The sequence below is a fragment of the Bacteroides eggerthii genome, from assembly GCF_025146565.1.
In the GTDB taxonomy this organism is placed as follows: domain Bacteria; phylum Bacteroidota; class Bacteroidia; order Bacteroidales; family Bacteroidaceae; genus Bacteroides; species Bacteroides eggerthii.
On the sequence record NZ_CP102258.1, the window covers coordinates 891,963 to 912,034 of the forward strand.

Consider the following 20,072-nt stretch of genomic DNA (forward strand, 5'->3'; position numbering starts at 1 on the left):
TAAAAACAACTTTTATGAAAACAAGAAATCTATTAATGAGTCTGATTGCCCTCATGGCAATCTTAATTGCCTCCTGTTCCGAGCAGCAGCCGGGTACGGGGATGGAAGTGGGCGGCACGAAGACCCTCACCTTCCGGTTGACTACGGACGGGCAGGCGCAGACGCGTGCCGCAGCTCCCTCAGTGACAGGACACAAGTTGGAGTACATCCTGCAAGTGCTCGATGCGGGCGGAAGCATTCTGCCCGGATATACGCAGAGAGTAGAAACAGGTACTTTCGATGTGACGCTTCCGTTGGGCGTGGCCTATACCTGCCTGTTCTGGGCGCAGTACATCCCCGATGCAGGCGGTGGCAGCGAGTTCTTCGATACCGACGACCTCAAGGCTGTGGCTTTGAAGAAAGCGCTTACTGCCGATGACCAATGTCAGGCATTCTGTGCTACGGCATCCGTTGCGGCTGCCGACGAAGCGCTGACGCAAACCGTTGTCATGAAGCGTGCGGTGGCGCAGGTCAACATCAAGAGCGACACCCAGATGACGGGCTACTCCAAACTGACGGCAGCCTACACCAATGTGCCCAACACGTTCAATGTGCTGGATAATACGGTGACTGACAACACCGGCGGCGTTAACGGGGATGCTGATTTTGAGATAACCAGTTTCAGCTCAACACCCGGTGCCGACGGCAAGTACATCTGCCAGTCCGCCTACTTCCTTGCCTCTGCCGACGGTGCGGGCAGCATGCTGAATATCGCTCTCGACACATACATCACCGCCGCACCGGGCACTCCATTCAAGACGATAACCGTCAACAACGTACCTGCCAAGAAGAATGTGCGGACAAATGTGCTTATGGACTTTGCTGCTACCAGCTCGACATATACCTATACGCTGGACTTTGCGGACTTCGATGCGACGGATATCAACCATAAGACTGTAAGCATTTGGGACGGATCATATCCTGCCGCCAATACAGGCGCTACATTTAGCGGCGGAGACGGAAGTGAGGCCACCCCTTACATCATTGGTTCTGCAACGGACTTTGCGCAATTTGCGGAGAATACGCGTAATAATTTTCAAAACTATGAATATACTTATTTCAAGCTGGATGTTGATATTAATCTGAATGATAAGCCTTGGACGCCGACAAAGGAATTTCGCGGTGTTTTTGATGGGCAACATCACAAGATAACCGGTTTGAAAGTAAGTGGCGCAGATGAAAAAATGGGATTATTTGGCCAACTATCCAACGACGGACGTCTATCCAATCTTCATGTCAGTGGAGATGTTGAGAATACGAGTTCAACTACATACTACGTTGCCGGAGGAATATGCGGTTTGCACGGCGGAGTAATTACTAACTGTTCTTTTTCGGGAAGCGTCCGCGGAGTAGGACTAGTGGGTGGAATTGCAGGTGAGTGCAATGGAAAAATTATTTCTTGCAAGAACACAGCATCCGTTTCCGGTAAAGAAGCAGGTGGTATTGCCGGGCGGGAATCTTCTACAATTCCCAAGATATATGGATGCTACAATGAAGGAGCCATAGACGGAGAGTATGCAGGTGGAATATTGGGAAAAAATGACGGTTTTGGTTGTGAAATAAAGGGATGCTACAATATCGGTGCGATACAAAGTTCGTCGGGAGGGACTTTTGGAGCTATTACTTCTTCTGCCGCAGCCGGTAACTCTGTTATGGCTTCATGCTATGTCAAGGAAAAATATGCTGCTGCCCATACTACGGAGGAAACAGTATTCGGTTCCTCTGGCTGGCCTACTTCCACAAACAACACAGTGTGGTACGCCGACCCAAGTAATGACGGTACATACACAGCAGGCTCCGACGGTGTGCCTACCGGCGATTATAAGTTCTGGAAATCCCTCGGCAGTTGGAACGGTGGTACGCCCGAATATCCTAAGCTCTGGTGGGAGGAGTAAGGATGTTTACACTCTTTGCTATCGGTGCGTGGGCTGAATGACAGAAGTTCTTCGGGCAAAAGTTCTTCGGACAGAAGAACAAAAGAACATAAAGAGCAAAAGAGCAGCAAAGCAAAAGAATAGAGTAACAAACATGTTAGAAATCCTGTCTTTATGAAATATAAGAAAACTTTGCAGGTGCTTATTATCTGTGCTGTCTGTGAATTGTATGCTTTGCTGTTCTCCGCATTGATTTACTCTTGCCGGGGTGAGGGCGGGAGAGCGGAGATGCGGACGGAGATGGAAAATGCCGTAGTGACCGGGAATAATGAATTATTTCACCACAGAGGGCACAGAGTTTCACAGAAGGTTAATCTTGATACTCGATAGTATTTGTCATTCAGAGCGTAGCGAAGAATCTGCTCTCCCTATACCAGGCTGCGTATTGACATTAGAGAGTAGATTCTTCGCTACGCTCTGAATGACAAATACTATCGAGTATCAAGATTAACCTTCTGTGAAACTCTGTGCCCTCTGTGGTGAAAAAGCGCAAAAACGTACAGTAATGAGAAAAATCAACTACTGATTCGTATTACTAATTAAAAAATAACTTTTATGAAAACAAGACACCTATTAGTGAGTCTGATTGCCCTCGTGGCAATCTTAATTGCCTCCTGTTCCGAGCAGCAGCCGGGTACGGGAATGGAAGTGGGCGGCACGAAGACCCTCACCTTCCGGCTGACTACGGACGGGCAGGCGCAGACGCGTGCCCCAGCTCCCTCAGTGACAGGACACAAGTTGGAGTACATCCTGCAAGTGCTCGATGCGGGCGGAAGCATTCTGTCCGGATATACGCAGAGAGTAGAGACAGGTACTTTCGATGTGACGCTTCCGTTGGGCGTGGCCTATACCTGCCTGTTCTGGGCGCAATACATCCCCGATGCAGGCGGTGGCAGCGAGTTCTTCGATACCGACGACCTCAAGGCTGTGGCTTTGAAGAAGCCGCTTACTGCCGAGGACCAATGTCAGGCATTCTGTGCTACGGCATCCGTTGCGGCTGCCGACGAAGCGCTGACGCACACCGTTGTCATGAAGCGTGCGGTGGCGCAGGTCAACATCAAGAGCGACACCCAGATGACGGGCTACTCCAAACTGACGGCAGCCTACACCAATGTGCCCAACACGTTCAATGTGCTGGATAATACGGTGACTGACAACACCGGCGGCGTTAGCGGGGATGCTAATTTTGATATAACCAATTTCAGTGCAGCACCCGGTACCGACGGCAAGTACATCTACCAGTCGGCCTACTTCCTTGCCTCTGCCGACGGTGCGGGCAGCATGCTGAATATCGCTCTCAACACATACATCACCGCCGCACCGGGCACTCCATTCAAGACGATAACCGTCAACAACGTACCTACTAAGAAGAATGTGCGGACAAATGTGCTTATGGACTTTGCTGCTACCAGCTCGACATATACCTATACGCTGGACTTTGCGGACTTCGATGCGCCGGATATCAATCGTAAGACTGTAAGCACTTGGGACGGAACATATCCTGCCGTCAATACAGGCGCTACATATAGCGGTGGAGACGGAAGTCAGGCCACCCCTTACATCATTGGTTCTGCAACGGACTTTGCGCAATTTGCAAAAAATACAACAAGTAAAAACTATCGAGATACTTATTTCAAACTGGATGTTGATATTAATCTGAATGATAAGCCTTGGACGCCGACAGGGAACTTTGCCGGTGTTTTTGATGGGCAACATCATAAGATAACCGGTTTGAAAGTAAGTATTGCAGATTATCGTGTGGGATTATTCTCCCAAATCGATGCTCGGTCCGGCCCCAATGCAAGTGTATCCAATCTTCATGTTAGTGGAGATGTTGAGAATACGAAACCATCTGAATATGATTGCGCTGGAGGAATATGCGGTGATAACGCCACAGGAGTAATTGCTAACTGTTCTTTTTCGGGAAGCGTCCGCGGAGTAGGAATAGCGGGTGGAATTGCAGGTGAGTGCAATGGAAAAATTATTTCTTGTAAGAGCACAGCATCCGTTTTCGGCAAATATGCAGGTGGTATTGCCGGGAGGAATTCTTCTGGAAAATGCAGTATATATGGATGTTACAATGAGGGCGTCATAGAAACAGAGGGAGGCAATGCAGGTGGAATATACGGAAAGGATGATGGTTATGATTTTGATATAAAGGGTTGCTATAATATAGGTACGGTACAAGGTAGGCAGGGTGGAGAGGTTCTCGGAGCCATTACTTCTTCTTCTGCAAGCGGTAGCTCTGTTATGGCTTCATGCTATGTCAGGGAAAAATATGCCATTGCCCATGCTACGGAGGAAACAGTATTCGGTTCTTCTGACTGGCCTACTTCCACAAACAACACAGTGTGGTACGCCGACCCAAGTAATGACGGTACATACACAGCAGGCTCCGACGGTGTGCCTACCGGCAATTATAAGTTCTGGAAATCCCTCGGCAGTTGGAACGGCGGTACGCCCGAATATCCTAAGCTCTGGTGGGAGGAGTAAGCATGTCCGATGTCAAACATTCAATGAGTGCCGCCCCATGATGAAACGTAACTTTATTAAAGTATGCCTTCGTCAAGGCGAGTCACTCAACTGGGAGAACTTCAACAACCGCATCTGCGTGCTGGTGCTTCAAGGCAGTATCGTAGTATTCGGCAGACATGGCAAGATGCTGTTCCGCCTTAATGCGGGTGAGGCAAATGTTTTTGAAGGGACGCCCGAATGCACGGGTACGTCCGTCACCAATGACACAGAAGTGATTATTGTTTAATTATCCGTCACGCCATTGATGGTCGGCATATAGGGCGATGCAATGTTGCAGAGTAGTGAAGCCGATTGTTAAGCGACATACCGGGAGTTTCAATGAAGGGGACCGGGAGTTTCAACCGTTGAAACTCCCGGTTTACCTCAATGAAACTCCCGGTATCCCTTAGGGAAACTGATAGTTTATCCCGTTGAAACTGGAAATGCCCTGCGGGAAAAAGGGAACGAAAACGGGTGAAGCTTAAATCTCCGCCCCGTCCAGCAATTCAAGATACAGCGTAATGGCTTCTTCTATCTCTTTTGCAAAGATAAATTCGTCCGCAGTATGTGAACGGCTGCTTTTGCCCGGTCCCATTTTCATGGACGGGAACGGCATCAGTGCCTGGTCGGACAGTGTGGGAGAGCCGAAGGGCACCCGTCCCAAAGCAACGGCCTTCCGCACCAGCGGGTGGTCCGGCGAAACGTGTGAAGAGCCCAGGCGGAACGAGCGGGCTTTGGCTTCGCAGGAGATATGTTTCCGTATCTCGTCGAAAAGCTCCTGATTGGTATAACATTCGTTGCTGCGGATGTCTACGACAAACGTGCAGCGGTCGGGGATGACATTGTGCTGCGTTCCGGCATTTGCCATGGTGACACTCATCTTTACCGGGCCCAAGAAGGGAGATTCTTTCGGGAAGCGGTAGTCGCGAAACCACGCAATGTCGTCCAATACCTTATATATGGCATTGTCTCCTTCATTACGGGCGGCGTGCCCCGAACGTCCGTAGGCAGTGACATCCAGCACCATTAAGCCTTTCTCGGCAATGGCGGGCTGCATCTCGGTGGGCTCACCCACAATGGCGAATTGTATGGGAGGCAGCTGCGGCAATACGGACTCTATCCCGCCCTTGCCCGATACTTCTTCCTCGCAGGAAGCAAGGAAAATCAGGTTGTACGCCTGTGTGGTGCGGCAAAGTTGCAGGAACACCTGCAGCAGGCCGACCACGCTTGCGCCGGCGTCGTTACTTCCCAGACCGTAGATCTTGCCGTTCTCCTCCACTGCGTTGAACGGGGCTTTCCGCCATCCGTTTACGGGCTTCACAGTGTCGATGTGCGAGTTCAGCAGCAGTGTAGGCTTCTGCAGGTCGAACATCGGACTCAGGCACCATATATTGTTGCCCTTTCTTCCGGTGGCCATTCCCTGCATCTCGATGTAGTTCTGCAGGAAGTCGGCGGCCCGCTCTTCTTCGCGGCTCAAGGAAGGAATGGCTATCAATGATTTGAGCAATCCGGTTGCTTCGGAAACTAAAGTCTGTACGTCGTTTGTCATTGTCGGGATCGGTTATATAATTCATTATTACTCCGCAAACTTACGGATAAATCCTGAAAAAGGAAGATAGTTTCAAATAAAACTAATACCTTTGTACCCATATTTACCAATTTATTAAAGATATGACTTATCATCATTTGTCTGTCATGGTACATCGTCAGGCAGAGAAGTATGGAGACAAAGTAGCCCTTAAATACAGGGACTATGAAACATCACAATGGATACCCATCACTTGGAATAAATTCTCTCAAACAGTACGGCAGGCTGCCAACGCTCTGGTGGCGTTGGGTGTGGAGGAACAACGAAATATCGGTATCTTTTCACAAAATAAACCGGAATGTCTGTTCACCGATTTTGCAGCTTTCGCCAATCGTCTGGTCACTATACCGCTGTATGCCACCAGCTCTTCGGCACAGGCGCAATACATCATTAACGACGCACAGATACGCTTCCTCTTCGTAGGCGAGCAGTTCCAGTATGACGCCGCCTTCAGTGCGTTCGGCTTCTGCCACTCCTTGCAGAAACTGATTATTTTCGACCGCAACGTAGTGCTCGACCCCCGCGACAAGACATCCATCTATTATGATGAGTTCCTCGCATTGGGCAAAGACCTGCCCCATAACAATGTTGTGGAAGAACGTACCGCACGCGCTTCGGACGAGGACCTTGCCAATATCCTTTATACCTCCGGCACCACCGGCGAACCGAAAGGGGTGATGCTGCATCACTTCAACTACCGGGAAGCCATCCGCATCCACGACATCCGCCTGACTGCCATGACGGATAAAGACGTGTCCATGAACTTCCTCCCGCTGACGCATGTGTTTGAGAAGGCCTGGACCTATCTCTGCATCCACCGGGGAGTACAGGTGTGCATCAACCTCCGTCCGGCAGATATCCAGACCACTATCAAGGAAATACGCCCCACGCTGATGTGCAGCGTTCCCCGCTTTTGGGAGAAAGTGTATGCCGGCGTGCAGGAGAAGATAGCGCAGGAGACCGGCTTGCGGAAAGCGATGATGCTGGATGCCATCAAGGTGGGCAAGATGCACAACATTGACTATCTGCGTGTGGGCAAGACACCCCCGTTGCTGCTTCACCTGAAGTATAAGTTCTACGAAAAGACTATCTACGCCCTGCTGAAAAAGACGATCGGCATTGAGAACGGAAACTTCTTTCCCACCGCCGGAGCTGCCGTACCCGATGAAATCTGCGAGTTTGTACATTCCGTAGGCATCAATATGATAGTGGGGTACGGGTTGACGGAATCTACCGCCACCGTTTCCTGTTTCCCGGACAAAGGCTATGAGATAGGTTCGGTGGGTACGCTGATGCCCGACGTTGAAGTGAAGATCGGAGAGAACAATGAGATACTGCTCCGGGGCAAAACGATCACCACCGGTTATTACAGGAAGCCCGAAGCCACCGCCGACGCCATTGATAAGGACGGCTGGTTCCACACCGGCGACGCAGGACACCTGAAAGACGGTCATCTGTATCTGACCGAGCGCATCAAAGACCTGTTCAAAACCTCCAACGGCAAGTATGTCTCTCCGCAGGCGTTGGAAACGAAGCTCGCGATAGACCGCTATATAGACCAGATTGCCGTCATTGCCGACCAGCGTAAGTTTGTGTCCGCCCTCATTGTGCCCGTCTATGGCTTTGTGAAGGACTATGCCAAAGAAAAAGGCCTTGAATATAAGGATATGGCCGACCTGCTGCAACACCCCAAAGTGCAGGCGTTGTTTCGTGCACGCATCGATACGCTGCAACAGCAGTTCGCCCACTACGAGCAGGTGAAGCGCTTCACCCTTCTGCCCGAACCTTTCAGCATGGAACGCGGCGAACTGACGAACACGCTGAAGCTGAAACGCTCTGTGGTGGCAACGAATTATAAGGAGCTGATTGATAAGATGTACGAAGAGTAACGCGTTTTTTCAGACTTTTGCACTATCTTTGCGGCTCGAAAAGATAGAATTTGAAGAAAGCATATGATTACCATTGAACAACTGAAGGATATAAAGGAACGTACCGAAGCGTTGAACCGCTATCTGGACATCGAAGGAAAGAAAATACAAGTAGAAGAGGAACAGTTGCGTACGCAAGCTCCGGGCTTCTGGGACGACCAGAAGGCTGCCGAGGCGCAGATGAAGAAAGTGAAAGGCTTGCAGCAATGGATTTCCGGCTACAACGAGGTCAGGATTCTGGCGGACGAACTGCAACTTGCGTTCGACTTCTACAAAGATGAACTGGTGACGGAAGAGGAAGTGGACGAAGCCTATGCCAAAGCGTCTGCCGCCGTAGAAGCACTTGAACTTAAGAACATGCTTCGCGAAGAGGCCGACCAGATGGACTGTGTGCTGAAAATTAATTCCGGTGCCGGCGGTACGGAGAGCCAGGACTGGGCAAGCATGCTGATGCGTATGTATTTGCGCTATGCCGAGACGCATGGCTATAAGGCCACTATCGCCAACCTGCAGGAAGGCGATGAGGCCGGAATCAAGGCTTGCACCATTGAGATTGCGGGTGATTATGCTTACGGTTACCTGAAAGGCGAGAATGGCGTGCACCGCTTGGTGCGTGTGTCTCCTTACAATGCGCAGGGTAAACGCATGACTTCTTTTGCGTCGGTTTTCGTTACTCCGCTGGTGGACGACACCATTGAAGTGAACATCAATGTAGCCAATATCTCATGGGATACGTTCCGTTCCAGCGGCGCGGGCGGACAGAACGTGAACAAGGTGGAATCGGGCGTGCGTCTGCGCTATCAGTTCAAAGACCCTTATACGGGCGAGGAAGAGGAAATCCTGATTGAGAATACCGAAACGCGCGACCAGCCCAAGAACCGCGAGAATGCAATGCGCCAGCTACGCTCCATCTTGTACGACAAGGAGCTCCAGCACCGCATGGCGGAACAGGCGAAGGTGGAAGCCGGCAAGAAGAAAATCGAATGGGGTTCGCAGATACGCAGCTACGTGTTCGACGACCGCCGCGTGAAGGACCACCGCACCAATTTCCAGACTTCGGACGTAAACGGAGTGATGGACGGCAAGATAGACGGCTTTGTCAAGGCTTACCTCATGGAGTTTGCAGGCGCGGAGAATGCTTGATCCTTTTTAAAGTTAACTTCATTGTTCGGAATAAGTTAACTCTGTTGCGGGTAAGAAGTTAATATCGTATATGCGGGAAGTTAACATCATATAATCAATGATGTTAACTTCCCGCTTTTTTCTTTTATAAATGTTTGCAAACTTCCCGAATTTCTTTTTACTTTGTTTGTCGTTGAACTTTAAACTGTAAAAACACCATGGGAAAGAGCAAAAAGAAAGTAATGCACAGTCGGAAAGAAGAAGAACAGGCCAAGAAAGTGTTGCTGATTATCGGAGTTGTAGCTCTGCTATTGGTAGTCGCCATGCTGGTAGGTTACTCCTTCTTGGGCTAATCGAAGATAGAATATGCCGCAAGAGATAGAACGGAAGTTTCTCGTAGAAGGGGAGTATAAGTCGCAAGCATACGCCCAAAGTCGTATTATTCAGGGCTATATCAGCAGTGCGCGGGGACGGACGGTAAGAGTGCGTATTCGCGACGGGCGGGGCTACCTCACCATTAAGGGAGCATCCGACAGCTCAGGCATCAGCCGCTACGAATGGGAAAAGGAGATCCCTTTGAATGAGGCCAAAGACCTGATGAGGCTGTGCGAGCCGGGCGTCATTGATAAGACCCGTTATCTGGTGCGCAGCGGGCAGCATGTTTTCGAAGTGGATGAGTTCTACGGGGAAAATGAAGGGCTGACGGTTGCCGAAGTAGAGCTTGCCTCTGAGAATGAACCTTTTGAGAAACCGGATTTTATAGGGCGGGAAGTTACGGGAGATATCCGTTATTACAATTCGCAACTGATGAAGCATCCGTTTAAGGAATGGGAGTAAACTAATCGTGCCTTGTAATTGTTCATTCGTATATGGAGAAACTGTACCAACACTTGCCGGAAGAGCTCGTCACTTTTATTCTGGTGACGGTGTTCTCTTTGCTCATAGGCCTTTCCTTGCGGCGCATCAGCCTGAAGCGTGAAGGGGAGACCACCCTCTTCGGTACTGACCGTACATTTACTTTTATCGGTATTCTGGGTTATCTCCTCTATATTCTCGATCCGGTGGACTACCGGCTTTTTATGGGCGGCGGAGCTGTCTTAGGGCTGTTGCTTGCCCTGAACTACTACGTCAAGCAGGCGCAGTTTCATGTGTTCGGGGTGACTACCATTGTCATAGCGCTCATTACGTACTGCATCGCGCCCATTGTCGCCACGCAGCCTTCATGGTTCTATGTCATGGTGATTGTAACGGTATTGCTCTTTACGGAGTTGAAGCACACCTTCACCGAACTGGCGCAGCGGATGAAGAATGATGAAATGATTACGCTTGCCAAGTTCCTTGCCATCAGCGGTATTATTCTTCCGATGTTGCCCAATGACAACCTGATACCGGGCGTTAACCTGACGCCTTACAGCATATGGCTGGCTACGGTGGTTGTTTCCGGCATTTCCTATCTCTCTTATTTGTTGAAGAGATACGTGTTCCGCGAGTCCGGCATTTTGGTCTCCGGCATTGTGGGTGGGTTGTACAGCAGTACCGCCACCATCTCCGTATTGGCACGCAAGAGCCGCAAGGCGCCTGCACAGGAAGCGCCCGAATATGTGGCTGCCATGTTGCTGGCGGTCAGCATGATGTTTCTGCGGTTCCTGATCCTGATAGGGATATTCAGCATAGGAACTTTAGCCGCCGTCTATCCCTACCTGCTGATTATGTCGGCAGTTGCCGCCGGAACAGCCTGGTTTCTACATTCCAAATGGAAGCGTCCGGCCGTATCCGGGACTACCGATGAAGAGGAAGATGGCAGCAACCCGCTGGAGTTTAAGGTGGCGCTTATTTTTGCCGTACTTTTCGTGGTCTTCACAATAGCTACCCATTATACACTGATATATGCCGGAGAGGGCGGGCTCACCTTACTTTCTTTTGTATCAGGTTTCAGTGACATCACTCCGTTCATCCTGAACCTTCTGCAAGGTACGGGCAGCGTGCCCGCTTCGCTGATAATGGCCTGCACCATGCAGGCAATAGTAAGCAATATCGCCGTAAACATGTGTTACGCGCTCTTTTTCTCCGGTAAACAGAGTCCGTTGCGCTCGTGGATATTGGGCGGTTTCGGCTGCGTCATTGGCGCCAACGTATTTTTGCTGCTCTTCTTCTATTTTCTGTAAATCAATCTGCTTCTGCAAAGGTAAATCCTAATTTCCGTAACCCTTGTTGCACGTCCGGATGGCTCATAAACAGTTTCCAGAGCAGTCCGCTGCGATAGTTCTCGATCATGACGGCTATCGGTCCTTGGTCGATGGCAAGATAGCGCTGCGGATACCAGTTGTCCGTTTCGCTGAAAGCGTCGTAGAAACCGTAAGGGCCGAACACCTTATCGCCCATGCCGTAAAGGTGGCGCATCACTTGCAGCGAATATTCCGGCGTATATACAATGGACGACAGGGCGGCGGTGGGAGAGATGACTCCGCGGTCGTCGCCCTCGTTGGGAGCGTGGGCGGCGTATCCGTCTACGGAGTAGCTGGCGGTCAGCCCCCAACAGTCGGCGCCGAAACCTTTGTAATGTTTGGGGTTACGGATGCAATAGGCGCGGTTCACAAGTGTCAGGTTGCGCATCTCGCCGAAGTAACCGGGACAGTACTCGTCTTTCAGCCCGTTAGGGTCAAGTCCGAGGAAAGAATACTGCGCCCAGAACAGCGGTCCGGCTTCTGTGCCCTGATACCGCAGGTGCAGCTCGATGCCTTCTACCTGATGCGGACTGACGATAGCGCCGTTCTGCGCCCATCCCTCGTGGTACACCGCGGCAGGTACGCCATGAGTGGGCGAAGCGGCGGCGAGGATATACATGATGAGACATTCGTTGTAACCATGTACGGGGAAATTCATCTCCCAGCCATATTCGGGACTCCAATGCCAGTAGAGTACATTCTGGTCGCCCTGCCGGTAGAAGTTCCAGTCCACTTCCCGCCACAGCTTGTCGATGCGGGCGGCAAGGGCTTTTTCCTGCGGACTGCCGCCTGCATAGTATTGGTGTACGGCAAGGAGTGCCTGCATGACGAAAGCGGTTTCTACGAGGTCGCCGCCGTTGTCTTTCTGCCCGAAAGGCTTCACCCGCCCCGTATCGCCATACCACCAATGGGGGTAGGCGCCATGAAAGCGGTCGGCGGTTTCGAGGAAGGAGACAATGCGTTCCATACGCGCCAAGCCTTCCTCGCGGGTGACATAGCCCCGGTCGATGCCTGCCAGCACCGCCATGATGCCGAAGCCGCTGCCGCCGGATGTTACTACATTCCGGTCGTTTTCGGGATATACTCCATCCATGTGGATGCGTTCGCGTGCCAGCCCGCTGTTGGGCTCGGCGCCGTCCCAGAAGTAATTGAAAGTCCGGCGCTGTACGGTGTCCAGCAGGGCTTCGTCGGTCAATGTTCCGGATGTGCCGCCGGACTTCTTTGTGCCGCAGGCTCCTACGGAAAACAATAGGAGGAGAAGCGGGATATAAATGTTTACTGATTTCATTCTGTTTGAGTACAATAGTTAATTAAATCGGTTGAAACGGGTCTCTTATTTCAGGGTGATACGTGCCGTCTTGGCAGCCTGACTGCTTCCGCCGATGAAGAGGTCGAATTCTCCCGGTTCGGCCACATGGTTCAGGTCGTAGTCGTAGAAGCGCAGCAGTTCCGGGGTAATCTTGAAAGAGACCGTTTTGCTTTCGCCTGCGCGAAGGAATATTTTCTCGAAGCCTTTCAGCTCGCGTACCGGACGGGTGATGCTCCCCACAAGGTCGCGGATGTACAGTTGCACTACTTCCGAACCGTCGCGCTTTCCGGTGTTGGTGACGGTGACCACGGCGGTGATAGAACCGTTCTGCTCCATTGAAGGGGTGCTCAGGGCGATGTCGCTGTATTGGAAGGTGGTGTAGGACAAACCATATCCGAAAGGATACAGCGCGTCGTTGTCCACATCCAGATAGTTGCTGCGGAACTTCTCGAACCATTTGCCGGCTTGTAGCGGGCGTCCGGTGTTCTTATGATTATAGAACAGGGGTATCTGCCCTACATTCTTCGGGAAAGTCATTGTCAGCTTTCCACCGGGGTTGACATCGCCGAACAGGACATCGCCAATGGCATAGGCGGCTTCACTTCCGCCGAACCACACGTTCAGAATGGCGGGAACATGCGCCTGTTCCCAAGTGAGTGTCAGCGGGCGTCCGGTGAAGAGGGTGAGCACTACGGGCTTGCCTGTATTCAGCAAGGCTTCCAGCAGGGAGCGTTGCACGTCGGGAAGGTCGAGGCCGGTGCGGCTGGAGCTCTCGCCGCTCATCTCGGAAGACTCGCCGAGTGCGGCCACGATGACATCTGCACCGGCGGCCACTTTCAGCGCCTCGTCCAGTAATTCCTTGTCCGTCCGGTTGTCCCGGTTCAGGGAGCGTCCGAACATGGTGGCGCGTTCTTCGTAGGCTGCATCGCCGATGAGGTTGCTGCCTTTGGCGTATGTGATGTTCACTTTGCCGTTCATCATCTCTTTCAGCCCTTCATACAAGGAGGGATAGTCGTTGAGGCGGGCTGCCACGCTCCATGTTCCGGGCATGTTGCTGCGGGTGTTTCCCAGCGGGCCGATAACGGCCACCGTTCCTTCTTTCTTCAGCGGTAGCAGCGGTTCGGGCAATGAGCCCGGATGCCGTTTTACGTTGCCGTTCTTCAGCAGCACGAAGCTCTCGGCGGCAATACGGCGTGCGGCAGCGCGGTGCTCTTTGGTGAAGATGTCGCGGGCGGGCCGGTCCAGGTCGCAGTATTTATAGGGATTGTCAAAGAGCCCCAGTTTATACTTGGCTTCGAGGATGCGGCGGCAAGCTGCGTCGAGGGTTTTCATACTCACCTTGCCCGACATGACGGACTTCTTGAGTGTGCCGGCAAACCCCTCGCTCACCATATCCATATCTATACCTGCATTGAGGGCGCGGGCCGAAACGGTTTGAAGGTCGCCGATGCCATGTTCTATCATTTCGGATATGCCGGTGAAGTCGGTCACTACAAAACCGTTGAAGCCCCATTGCTTGCGGAGCACATCGGTCATCAGCCATTTGTTGGCTGTGGCGGGCACGCCGTCTATCTCGTTGAAGGAGGCCATTACGCTTCCCACACCTGCCTCTACGGCGGCTTCATAGGGATACATGTATTCGTTGAACATGCGGTTACGGCTCATGTCTACCGTATTGTAGTCACGACCTGCCTCACCTGCCCCATAGAGGGCGAAATGTTTGACGCAGGCAAGGATCTCGTCGTTACGTTTCAGTTGGTCATCGAGATTGGCTCCCTGATAACCGTAGACCATTGCTTTGGCAATCGCTCCGCCAAGGAAAGGATCCTCGCCGCTGCCCTCGCTGACACGTCCCCAGCGCGGGTCGCGGCTGATGTCCACCATCGGACTGAATGTCCATGAGATGCCGTCGGCGCTGGCTTCGACAGCGGCAATGCGCGCGGATTCCTGAATGGCGGCCATGTCCCATGTGCAAGAAAGTCCCAAAGGAATAGGGAAGATGGTTTCGTAGCCATGTATCACGTCCATGCCAAAGAGCAGGGGGATGCCCAGCCGGGAGTTTTCCACCGCCAACTTTTGCACGTCGCGTATCTTGGCTACTCCTTTCAGGTTGAAAAGGCCTCCGACGAGCCCGCGCTCAATCTTCTTGGCAACATCGCTGTTCTTGGCTTGTCCGGTAGTGATTTCACCGGTGACGGGAAGGTTCAGCTGGCCGATTTTCTCTTCTACGGTCATTCGCTTTATCAGCGCATCGATAAAGCGGTCCATGTCTTGAGGGGATTTCTGCGCCTGCATCGTGGCAGCGCCCAGAAAGGCGGCTGCCAGCAACAGGCTTGTTCTTCTAAAAAACTTCTTCATGATAGGTTTCTTTGTAATGGTTTCTTTTAATATGCTTTTTGAGCCGGATAATAATTTAGGTTTTAGTAATTAGGATTCTGTACCAGTACCCCGTTCGATTTGTCAATCTCTTCTTGCGGCAACGGCAACAGGGCGTTTTTATCCTGATAATTCTTTCCGGCAGCCTGAAGCACTTCCTTGGCGATGCCCCAGCGTACAAGGTCGTAGAAGCGGTCGGGTTCCAATGCCAGCTCTACGCGGCGTTCATGGCGAATGGCTTCACGCAGTGTGCTCTGGTCGGTAGACGTGACTTTGGGCAGTATGCTGCTGTCCGTACCGCGTGCATGGGCGCGTACCTGTTCCAGATAGTCGATGGCTTCGCCCGGAATGCCTTTTTCATTGGCAGCTTCGGCAGCCATAAGCAATACGTCAGGATAGCGGATAATGCGGATATTTACCCAGAACCCGTCTTTGGTGTATTTCTTACGCAGTTCGGGCGATGTATATGCCTTTTTATTGAAATAGGCGCCCATTGCGGTGGATACGGGAGACTCGCCGTAAGGCTTGTTGGTGTTTTCCGGGGTAACGGGTTCGCTGATGCTCCGGCGGAAATAGAGCAGGGAGGCGTCTTTACGGGGATCGCCGGCTTCGAATGCCTGTCCCACCAGTGTTGTGCCCATGTGCCAGCCCCAGCCAAGATCCCACTCGCCGGCGCCGCGTACGCCTTGCACCTGGCAGAACTGGCTGCCGATGACGTCACTGTTCTTCAAAGCGTCGGTCGATTCGCATTGCAGCTCGAAAACGCTTTCGCCGCAGTTCTCGCCTTCTACGGTAAAGACTTTATCCACCGGGGTGTTCAGGTTGTATATGCCCGACTTGACAACTTCGGTGGAGGCGTCGTACATGTTATCCCAGTCATTGCGCATCATGTAGGTGCGGGCGTGCAGCGAACGGGCGGCTCCCCATGTGATCCGTCCGGTATATTCGGAGGTCCATGTCAGCGGCAGGCATTTCTCGGCCTCGGTCAGGTCTTTGTCTATTTGTTCGTATATCTTGTCGGCAGTGGTCTTGGGCACATTGGCATCGGATGCTTCTTCCACTTTAAAAGTCACCAGAGGCACTTCTCCCCAAGCGCGCACAAGGTTGAAGTAACAATAGGCGCGGAAGAACAGGGCTTCTCCTTTGGTACGTACATTTTCCGGATCGTCTTTGTTTTCGCTGTTTTCCAAATCGTTCAGTATTTCGTTGCATTGGTAGATGATTTTATAGTTCTGCCCCCAGTAGGCGCTGAGCGTACCGTTGGAAGCTGTGTACTGGAAGTCGTCCCACATGGCTGCCTGGTCGGCGCCGTCGCCGGCATCGCTTCCCTTTTCGGAGTCCTCGCTGCGCACCATGTGTATCATGAAAGCGGGAATGCCGGCAGTAATGTTGTAACTGCGCATCAGGTAATATACGTTGTACATCTTTCCGCCGATGAGGGCGTTCGGAGCGTCGTCCTCGGTGAACTGTCCCAGCGGGTCGCGATCGAGGAAATCGTTGCAGGATGTCAGGGCAAAGGTGGTGAGCGTGCCTGCTATCAGAGTTAAAATCTTATTTTTCAGTTTCATAATTATTATTTTTTAGTTCATCGCAGCGGATACCGGGTTGCGCGGCTCTGTGTGCTCTGCGGTGAATTGTTGTTAGAATGTCAGGTTGAATCCGAATGTATAAATGGCAGGCATCGGATAACTGCCGTCGTCTACGCCGAAAGCAATGGCGCTGCCGCCCAGTTCGGGGGTGTATCCGGTGTTGTGCTTCCAGGTCTTCAGGTTCTGAATGTTGACATAGAGCTTCAATGCCTGCATACCGATTCTGGATATGAGGGTCTTGTCGAAGTTATAGGCCAGTTGCACGTTGCGGATGCGGAAGAAACTGCCGTCTTCGATGTAGTATTCGGAATTCAGGTTGTTGATGGTGTGCTTCGTATTCAGCAAGGGTTGGGTGTTGCTTGTGCCCGGCCCATGCCAGCGGTCCATGCGCTGTTCCATGAAGTTGAACTGGCTCCAGTTGTAGTTGTCCCATGTGCGGAATATCTGGTTGCCGCCTTGTCCCATCATGTCGATGCCGAGTTCCCAGTTCTTATAGTTTACGCCGAGGGTGATGCCGTAGGTAACATCCGGGGTGGGGTCGCCTATCATAGTACGGTCGGCAGTGGTGATTTCGCCGTCGCCGTTCACGTCCTTGAATTTCAGGTCGCCCGGTGTGACGGTGGCCAGCGTGTTTTTAGGTGACTTGGCTATTTCTTCGTCTGTCTGGTACACGCCTTCCACTTTGTAGCCGTAGAAGTAACCGATAGGATAGCCGGCCATTGTGTAGCTTTGGCTCTTGTCGCCGGCAATGATTGAGTAACCGTCCTGCACCAAACTCAGCACTTTGTTCTTGATTGTAGTGAGATTGGCGCCCACGTTATATCCCCAGTCACCGATCTGGTCGCGCCAGTTGATGGCAAGTTCCACACCTTTGTTCTCGATGGAGCCGAGGTTGCCGATGCCCGGCACTGTGCCCGAAATGCCCGGTACCTCTGCCAATAAGTCTTTGGTGGTCTTTTTGTAATATACTCCTTCAAAGTGCAGGCGGTTGCGGAAAAAGTTGGCTTCTGCTCCTGCTTCCCAAGCCTCTACTTTCTCCCAACGAAGATTAGGGTTGGGCAGGTAGGATAGCTGGTAGCCGGGATAGATGGCGGACGGCTTGCCGAAGACGGCAGAGTAAGCGTTGGTCAGCAACGGTTCGGCAGGATAGGCTTTATCCAGGTTCTGGTTGCCGAGCGTACCCCACGAACCTTTCAGCTTCAACATGTCCAGCCAAGTGATGTCTTTCATGAATTCTTCTTCGGACATCAGCCAGCCTGCACCGATGGAGTAGAAGTTCTGCCACTGGTTGCCGGTGTAGGAGAATGCGGAAGAACCGTCACGACGGAACGAGCCGTTGAACAGGTATCTGCCCTTGTAGTTGTAGAGCACGCGCCCCAGCATGGAGACAGTGCTGCGCTCCCATTGCTTGCTTTCATTGGTGGCTGTCGCCGCATCACCGATGCTGATGTACCATTTGTCGGGATTGTTGGGAATAACCAGTCCCACGCCTTGCGTGCGCTCGCCACCCAGCATTTCCAGTTTATTATAATAGGTGGTGAAACCGGCTGTGGCGGTCAGGCTGTGTTCGCCCCAGCTATTGGTGTAGGTCAGCAGGTAGTCGCTTTGCACTTTGGCTTCGGTCTCTTTGGATTGTCTCACTCCGGTCTTGCCGTTGCCGAGGGTTACGACGTTACCTTCCACACTGCTGTCGAATACGGTAATGATAGGCGTGTAGGTACGGCTGCTGTTGGAGGCGTAGTCCATGGAGTACATCACCTTGAACTGGAAGTTCTTCAGGAAGTCCCACTGGGCGTACACGTTACCCGAAGCGCGATAGTTTTCCGCACGTGTTGTATTGGCTTTCAGTTCCACATCAACCATGGGGTTGTTCATCTGTGCCTTTTGAAAGCCGGGTAAGGTGGTGTACAAACCGTATTCTTCATTGTATACGGGGGCTACCGGGGCAGCGCGGAGGGCTGTTGCCACACTTTTGGTATCGGCAGGCAGTATGCGTGCGCCGTTGAACTGGAAACCCACTTTGAAGTTGTCCGTAACTTTGTAATCGTTACTTATGTTCAGCGTGATTTTGCTGTATTTTTCGTGCTTGATGTTGCCTTGCTCATAGGCATAACCGGCACCGAGGTAAAAACTGTGTTTGGCGGAAGCGCCTGTTATACTGACATTGTTGTTGGTGATGAATCCGGTCTGGAAGATCTCATCCTGCCAGTTGGTGTTGCCCGTCCATGGGGTAAAGTCGAATTCAGGGCTGCCTTCATTCCTCAACTGCTCGTTGTAGAGTTCCTTGAATCCGGCCGCATCGGTCATTGCAATCTTGTTCGCTACGGTTTTGAAACCGAATGAACCGTTGATGTTGACGCGCGTCTGTCCTTCCTTGGCTTTCTTGGTAGTGATGATGATGACGCCATTGGCGCCGCGCACACCGAAAATGGCGAGGGACGACGGGTCTTTCAGGATTTCCATAGACTCGATGTCCTGAGGATTGAGGAAGTTGATGTTGTCATTGAACAGGCCGTCTACCACATATAGCGGTTTGTAGCCGTTGATGGAGTTTGTACCGCGCACGCGTATTTCGGGGTCTGCACCTGCTTTGCCGGAATTGATTACCTGTACGCCGGCTATCTTTCCCTGCAAGGCAGCTACCGGATTGACTACGGGTTTGTTGGCAATCTCATCACCTTTGATATTGGTGATAGAGCCGGTGAGGTCGCGCTTCTTGGCGCTACCGTACCCGATGACCACTGTTTCGGCAAGCATTTGCGAGTCATCTTGCATCTGTACGTCGATGACGCTCCGGTTGCCCACCTTGATGGCCTGTTTTACCATGCCCACGTAGGAAAACTCCAATGTCGCTTCGGACGGCACTTGGATGGAATACTTTCCGTCGATGTCTGTAATGACACCGTTGGAGGTGCCCTGCTGCAGTACGGATGCTCCGATAAGCGGTTCGCCTGTCGCATCGACCACCGTACCGGTCACTGTCTTGTTTTGAGAGAAACCGGGGATTGCCGTAAGGAGCAAACATGCTATCAGAAACAGATTTTTCAGCCAAAAGGCTCTCTTCATAGGAAGTTTAGGTTTTTTCTTCATTGCATAAAAATTTAGTGGATAACTAACTTGATTGTTTTCTCTGAAACAATCGGGATGCAAAAAAGATTTCAGACCTTTATATATCTCCGGTTTTTAACACAATTCGCGGGGGAAGGAGAGGAGGAGTGCGTGCCTTTTCTGTGATATGCCTACAAGAAAAAAAGAAGATGTACTTTTGATACATCTTCTTTTCTGTCATTTGTCTTTTATAAAGAAACTGTGCGGGTGATAGGACTCGAACCTACACGCCTCACGGCACCAGATCCTAAGTCTGGCGCGGCTGCCAATTACGCCACACCCGCAAGGGATTTTCCGTTAAGCGGTGCAAAGATAAGAAGTTTTCTTGGTTATACAAGCA

14 protein-coding genes and 1 tRNA gene are annotated in these 20,072 nt (G+C 51.7%); 9 read left to right on the forward strand and 6 right to left on the reverse strand.

What is annotated here, in order from left to right; all coding sequences use genetic code 11:
* Positions 1 to 14 precede the first annotated feature (14 nt).
* The 4 genes from NQ546_RS03715 (at position 15) to NQ546_RS03730 (ending at position 4,734) form a co-directional block, all read left to right on the forward strand.
* Positions 15 to 1,934, forward strand: a complete 1,920-nt coding sequence (locus tag NQ546_RS03715; RefSeq protein ID WP_039953485.1) for a DUF6562 domain-containing protein — start codon at positions 15 to 17, stop codon at positions 1,932 to 1,934.
* A 153-nt stretch (positions 1,935 to 2,087) separates the two neighbouring features.
* Complete coding sequence (locus NQ546_RS03720) at positions 2,088 to 2,303, forward strand: hypothetical protein (RefSeq protein WP_004292061.1); 216 nt, start codon at positions 2,088 to 2,090, stop codon at positions 2,301 to 2,303.
* 225 nt (positions 2,304 to 2,528) lie between these two features.
* Positions 2,529 to 4,466, forward strand: coding sequence for a DUF6562 domain-containing protein (locus NQ546_RS03725; RefSeq protein ID WP_004292063.1), 1,938 nt, complete (start codon positions 2,529 to 2,531; stop codon positions 4,464 to 4,466).
* Positions 4,467 to 4,503: 37 nt separating this feature from the next.
* A complete protein-coding gene (locus NQ546_RS03730) occupies positions 4,504 to 4,734 on the forward strand; it encodes a hypothetical protein (protein ID WP_004292066.1) in 231 nt (76 codons plus the stop codon).
* Between the two features lie 234 nt (positions 4,735 to 4,968).
* Here NQ546_RS03730 and NQ546_RS03735 read toward each other — a convergent pair whose 3' ends face one another.
* Entirely contained in the window at positions 4,969 to 6,036 is a 1,068-nt protein-coding gene (locus tag NQ546_RS03735) for a M20 family metallo-hydrolase (protein ID WP_004292068.1), read from the reverse strand.
* A 122-nt stretch (positions 6,037 to 6,158) separates the two neighbouring features.
* Here NQ546_RS03735 and NQ546_RS03740 point away from each other — a divergent pair, with 122 nt between their 5' ends.
* The 5 genes from NQ546_RS03740 (at position 6,159) to NQ546_RS03760 (ending at position 11,290) form a co-directional block, all read left to right on the forward strand.
* Positions 6,159 to 7,964 carry an AMP-dependent synthetase/ligase gene (locus NQ546_RS03740; RefSeq protein WP_004293197.1) on the forward strand — a complete coding sequence of 602 codons (1,806 nt, stop codon included), beginning with the start codon at positions 6,159 to 6,161 and terminating at the stop codon, positions 7,962 to 7,964.
* 63 nt (positions 7,965 to 8,027) lie between these two features.
* Complete coding sequence (prfB, locus tag NQ546_RS03745; protein ID WP_004292074.1) at positions 8,028 to 9,146, forward strand: peptide chain release factor 2; 1,119 nt, start codon at positions 8,028 to 8,030, stop codon at positions 9,144 to 9,146.
* Positions 9,147 to 9,343: 197 nt separating this feature from the next.
* Complete coding sequence (locus NQ546_RS03750) at positions 9,344 to 9,478, forward strand: hypothetical protein (RefSeq protein ID WP_004292076.1); 135 nt, start codon at positions 9,344 to 9,346, stop codon at positions 9,476 to 9,478.
* Between the two features lie 13 nt (positions 9,479 to 9,491).
* Positions 9,492 to 9,962, forward strand: coding sequence for a CYTH domain-containing protein (locus NQ546_RS03755; protein ID WP_004292078.1), 471 nt, complete (start codon positions 9,492 to 9,494; stop codon positions 9,960 to 9,962).
* A gap of 32 nt (positions 9,963 to 9,994) precedes the next feature.
* Positions 9,995 to 11,290, forward strand: a complete 1,296-nt coding sequence (locus NQ546_RS03760) for an MgtC/SapB family protein (protein WP_004292080.1) — start codon at positions 9,995 to 9,997, stop codon at positions 11,288 to 11,290.
* 1 nt (position 11,291) lies between these two features.
* Here NQ546_RS03760 and NQ546_RS03765 read toward each other — a convergent pair whose 3' ends face one another.
* From NQ546_RS03765 to NQ546_RS03785, 5 genes are all read right to left on the reverse strand, one after another.
* Positions 11,292 to 12,638: a glucoamylase family protein gene (locus NQ546_RS03765; protein WP_004292082.1), complete on the reverse strand. Its 1,347-nt coding sequence runs from the start codon at positions 12,636 to 12,638 to the stop codon at positions 11,292 to 11,294.
* A 45-nt stretch (positions 12,639 to 12,683) separates the two neighbouring features.
* Positions 12,684 to 15,017 (reverse strand): beta-glucosidase BglX, encoded by a 2,334-nt coding sequence (gene bglX / locus NQ546_RS03770; protein ID WP_004292084.1) that lies wholly within the window; start codon positions 15,015 to 15,017, stop codon positions 12,684 to 12,686.
* Between the two features lie 62 nt (positions 15,018 to 15,079).
* Complete coding sequence (locus NQ546_RS03775; RefSeq protein ID WP_004292086.1) at positions 15,080 to 16,603, reverse strand: RagB/SusD family nutrient uptake outer membrane protein; 1,524 nt, start codon at positions 16,601 to 16,603, stop codon at positions 15,080 to 15,082.
* 72 nt (positions 16,604 to 16,675) lie between these two features.
* On the reverse strand, positions 16,676 to 19,714 hold the full coding sequence (locus NQ546_RS03780; protein WP_004292087.1) for a SusC/RagA family TonB-linked outer membrane protein: 3,039 nt from the start codon (positions 19,712 to 19,714) through the stop codon (positions 16,676 to 16,678).
* A gap of 220 nt (positions 19,715 to 19,934) precedes the next feature.
* Positions 19,935 to 20,016 (reverse strand) — tRNA-Leu (locus NQ546_RS03785).
* Positions 20,017 to 20,072 lie beyond the last annotated feature (56 nt).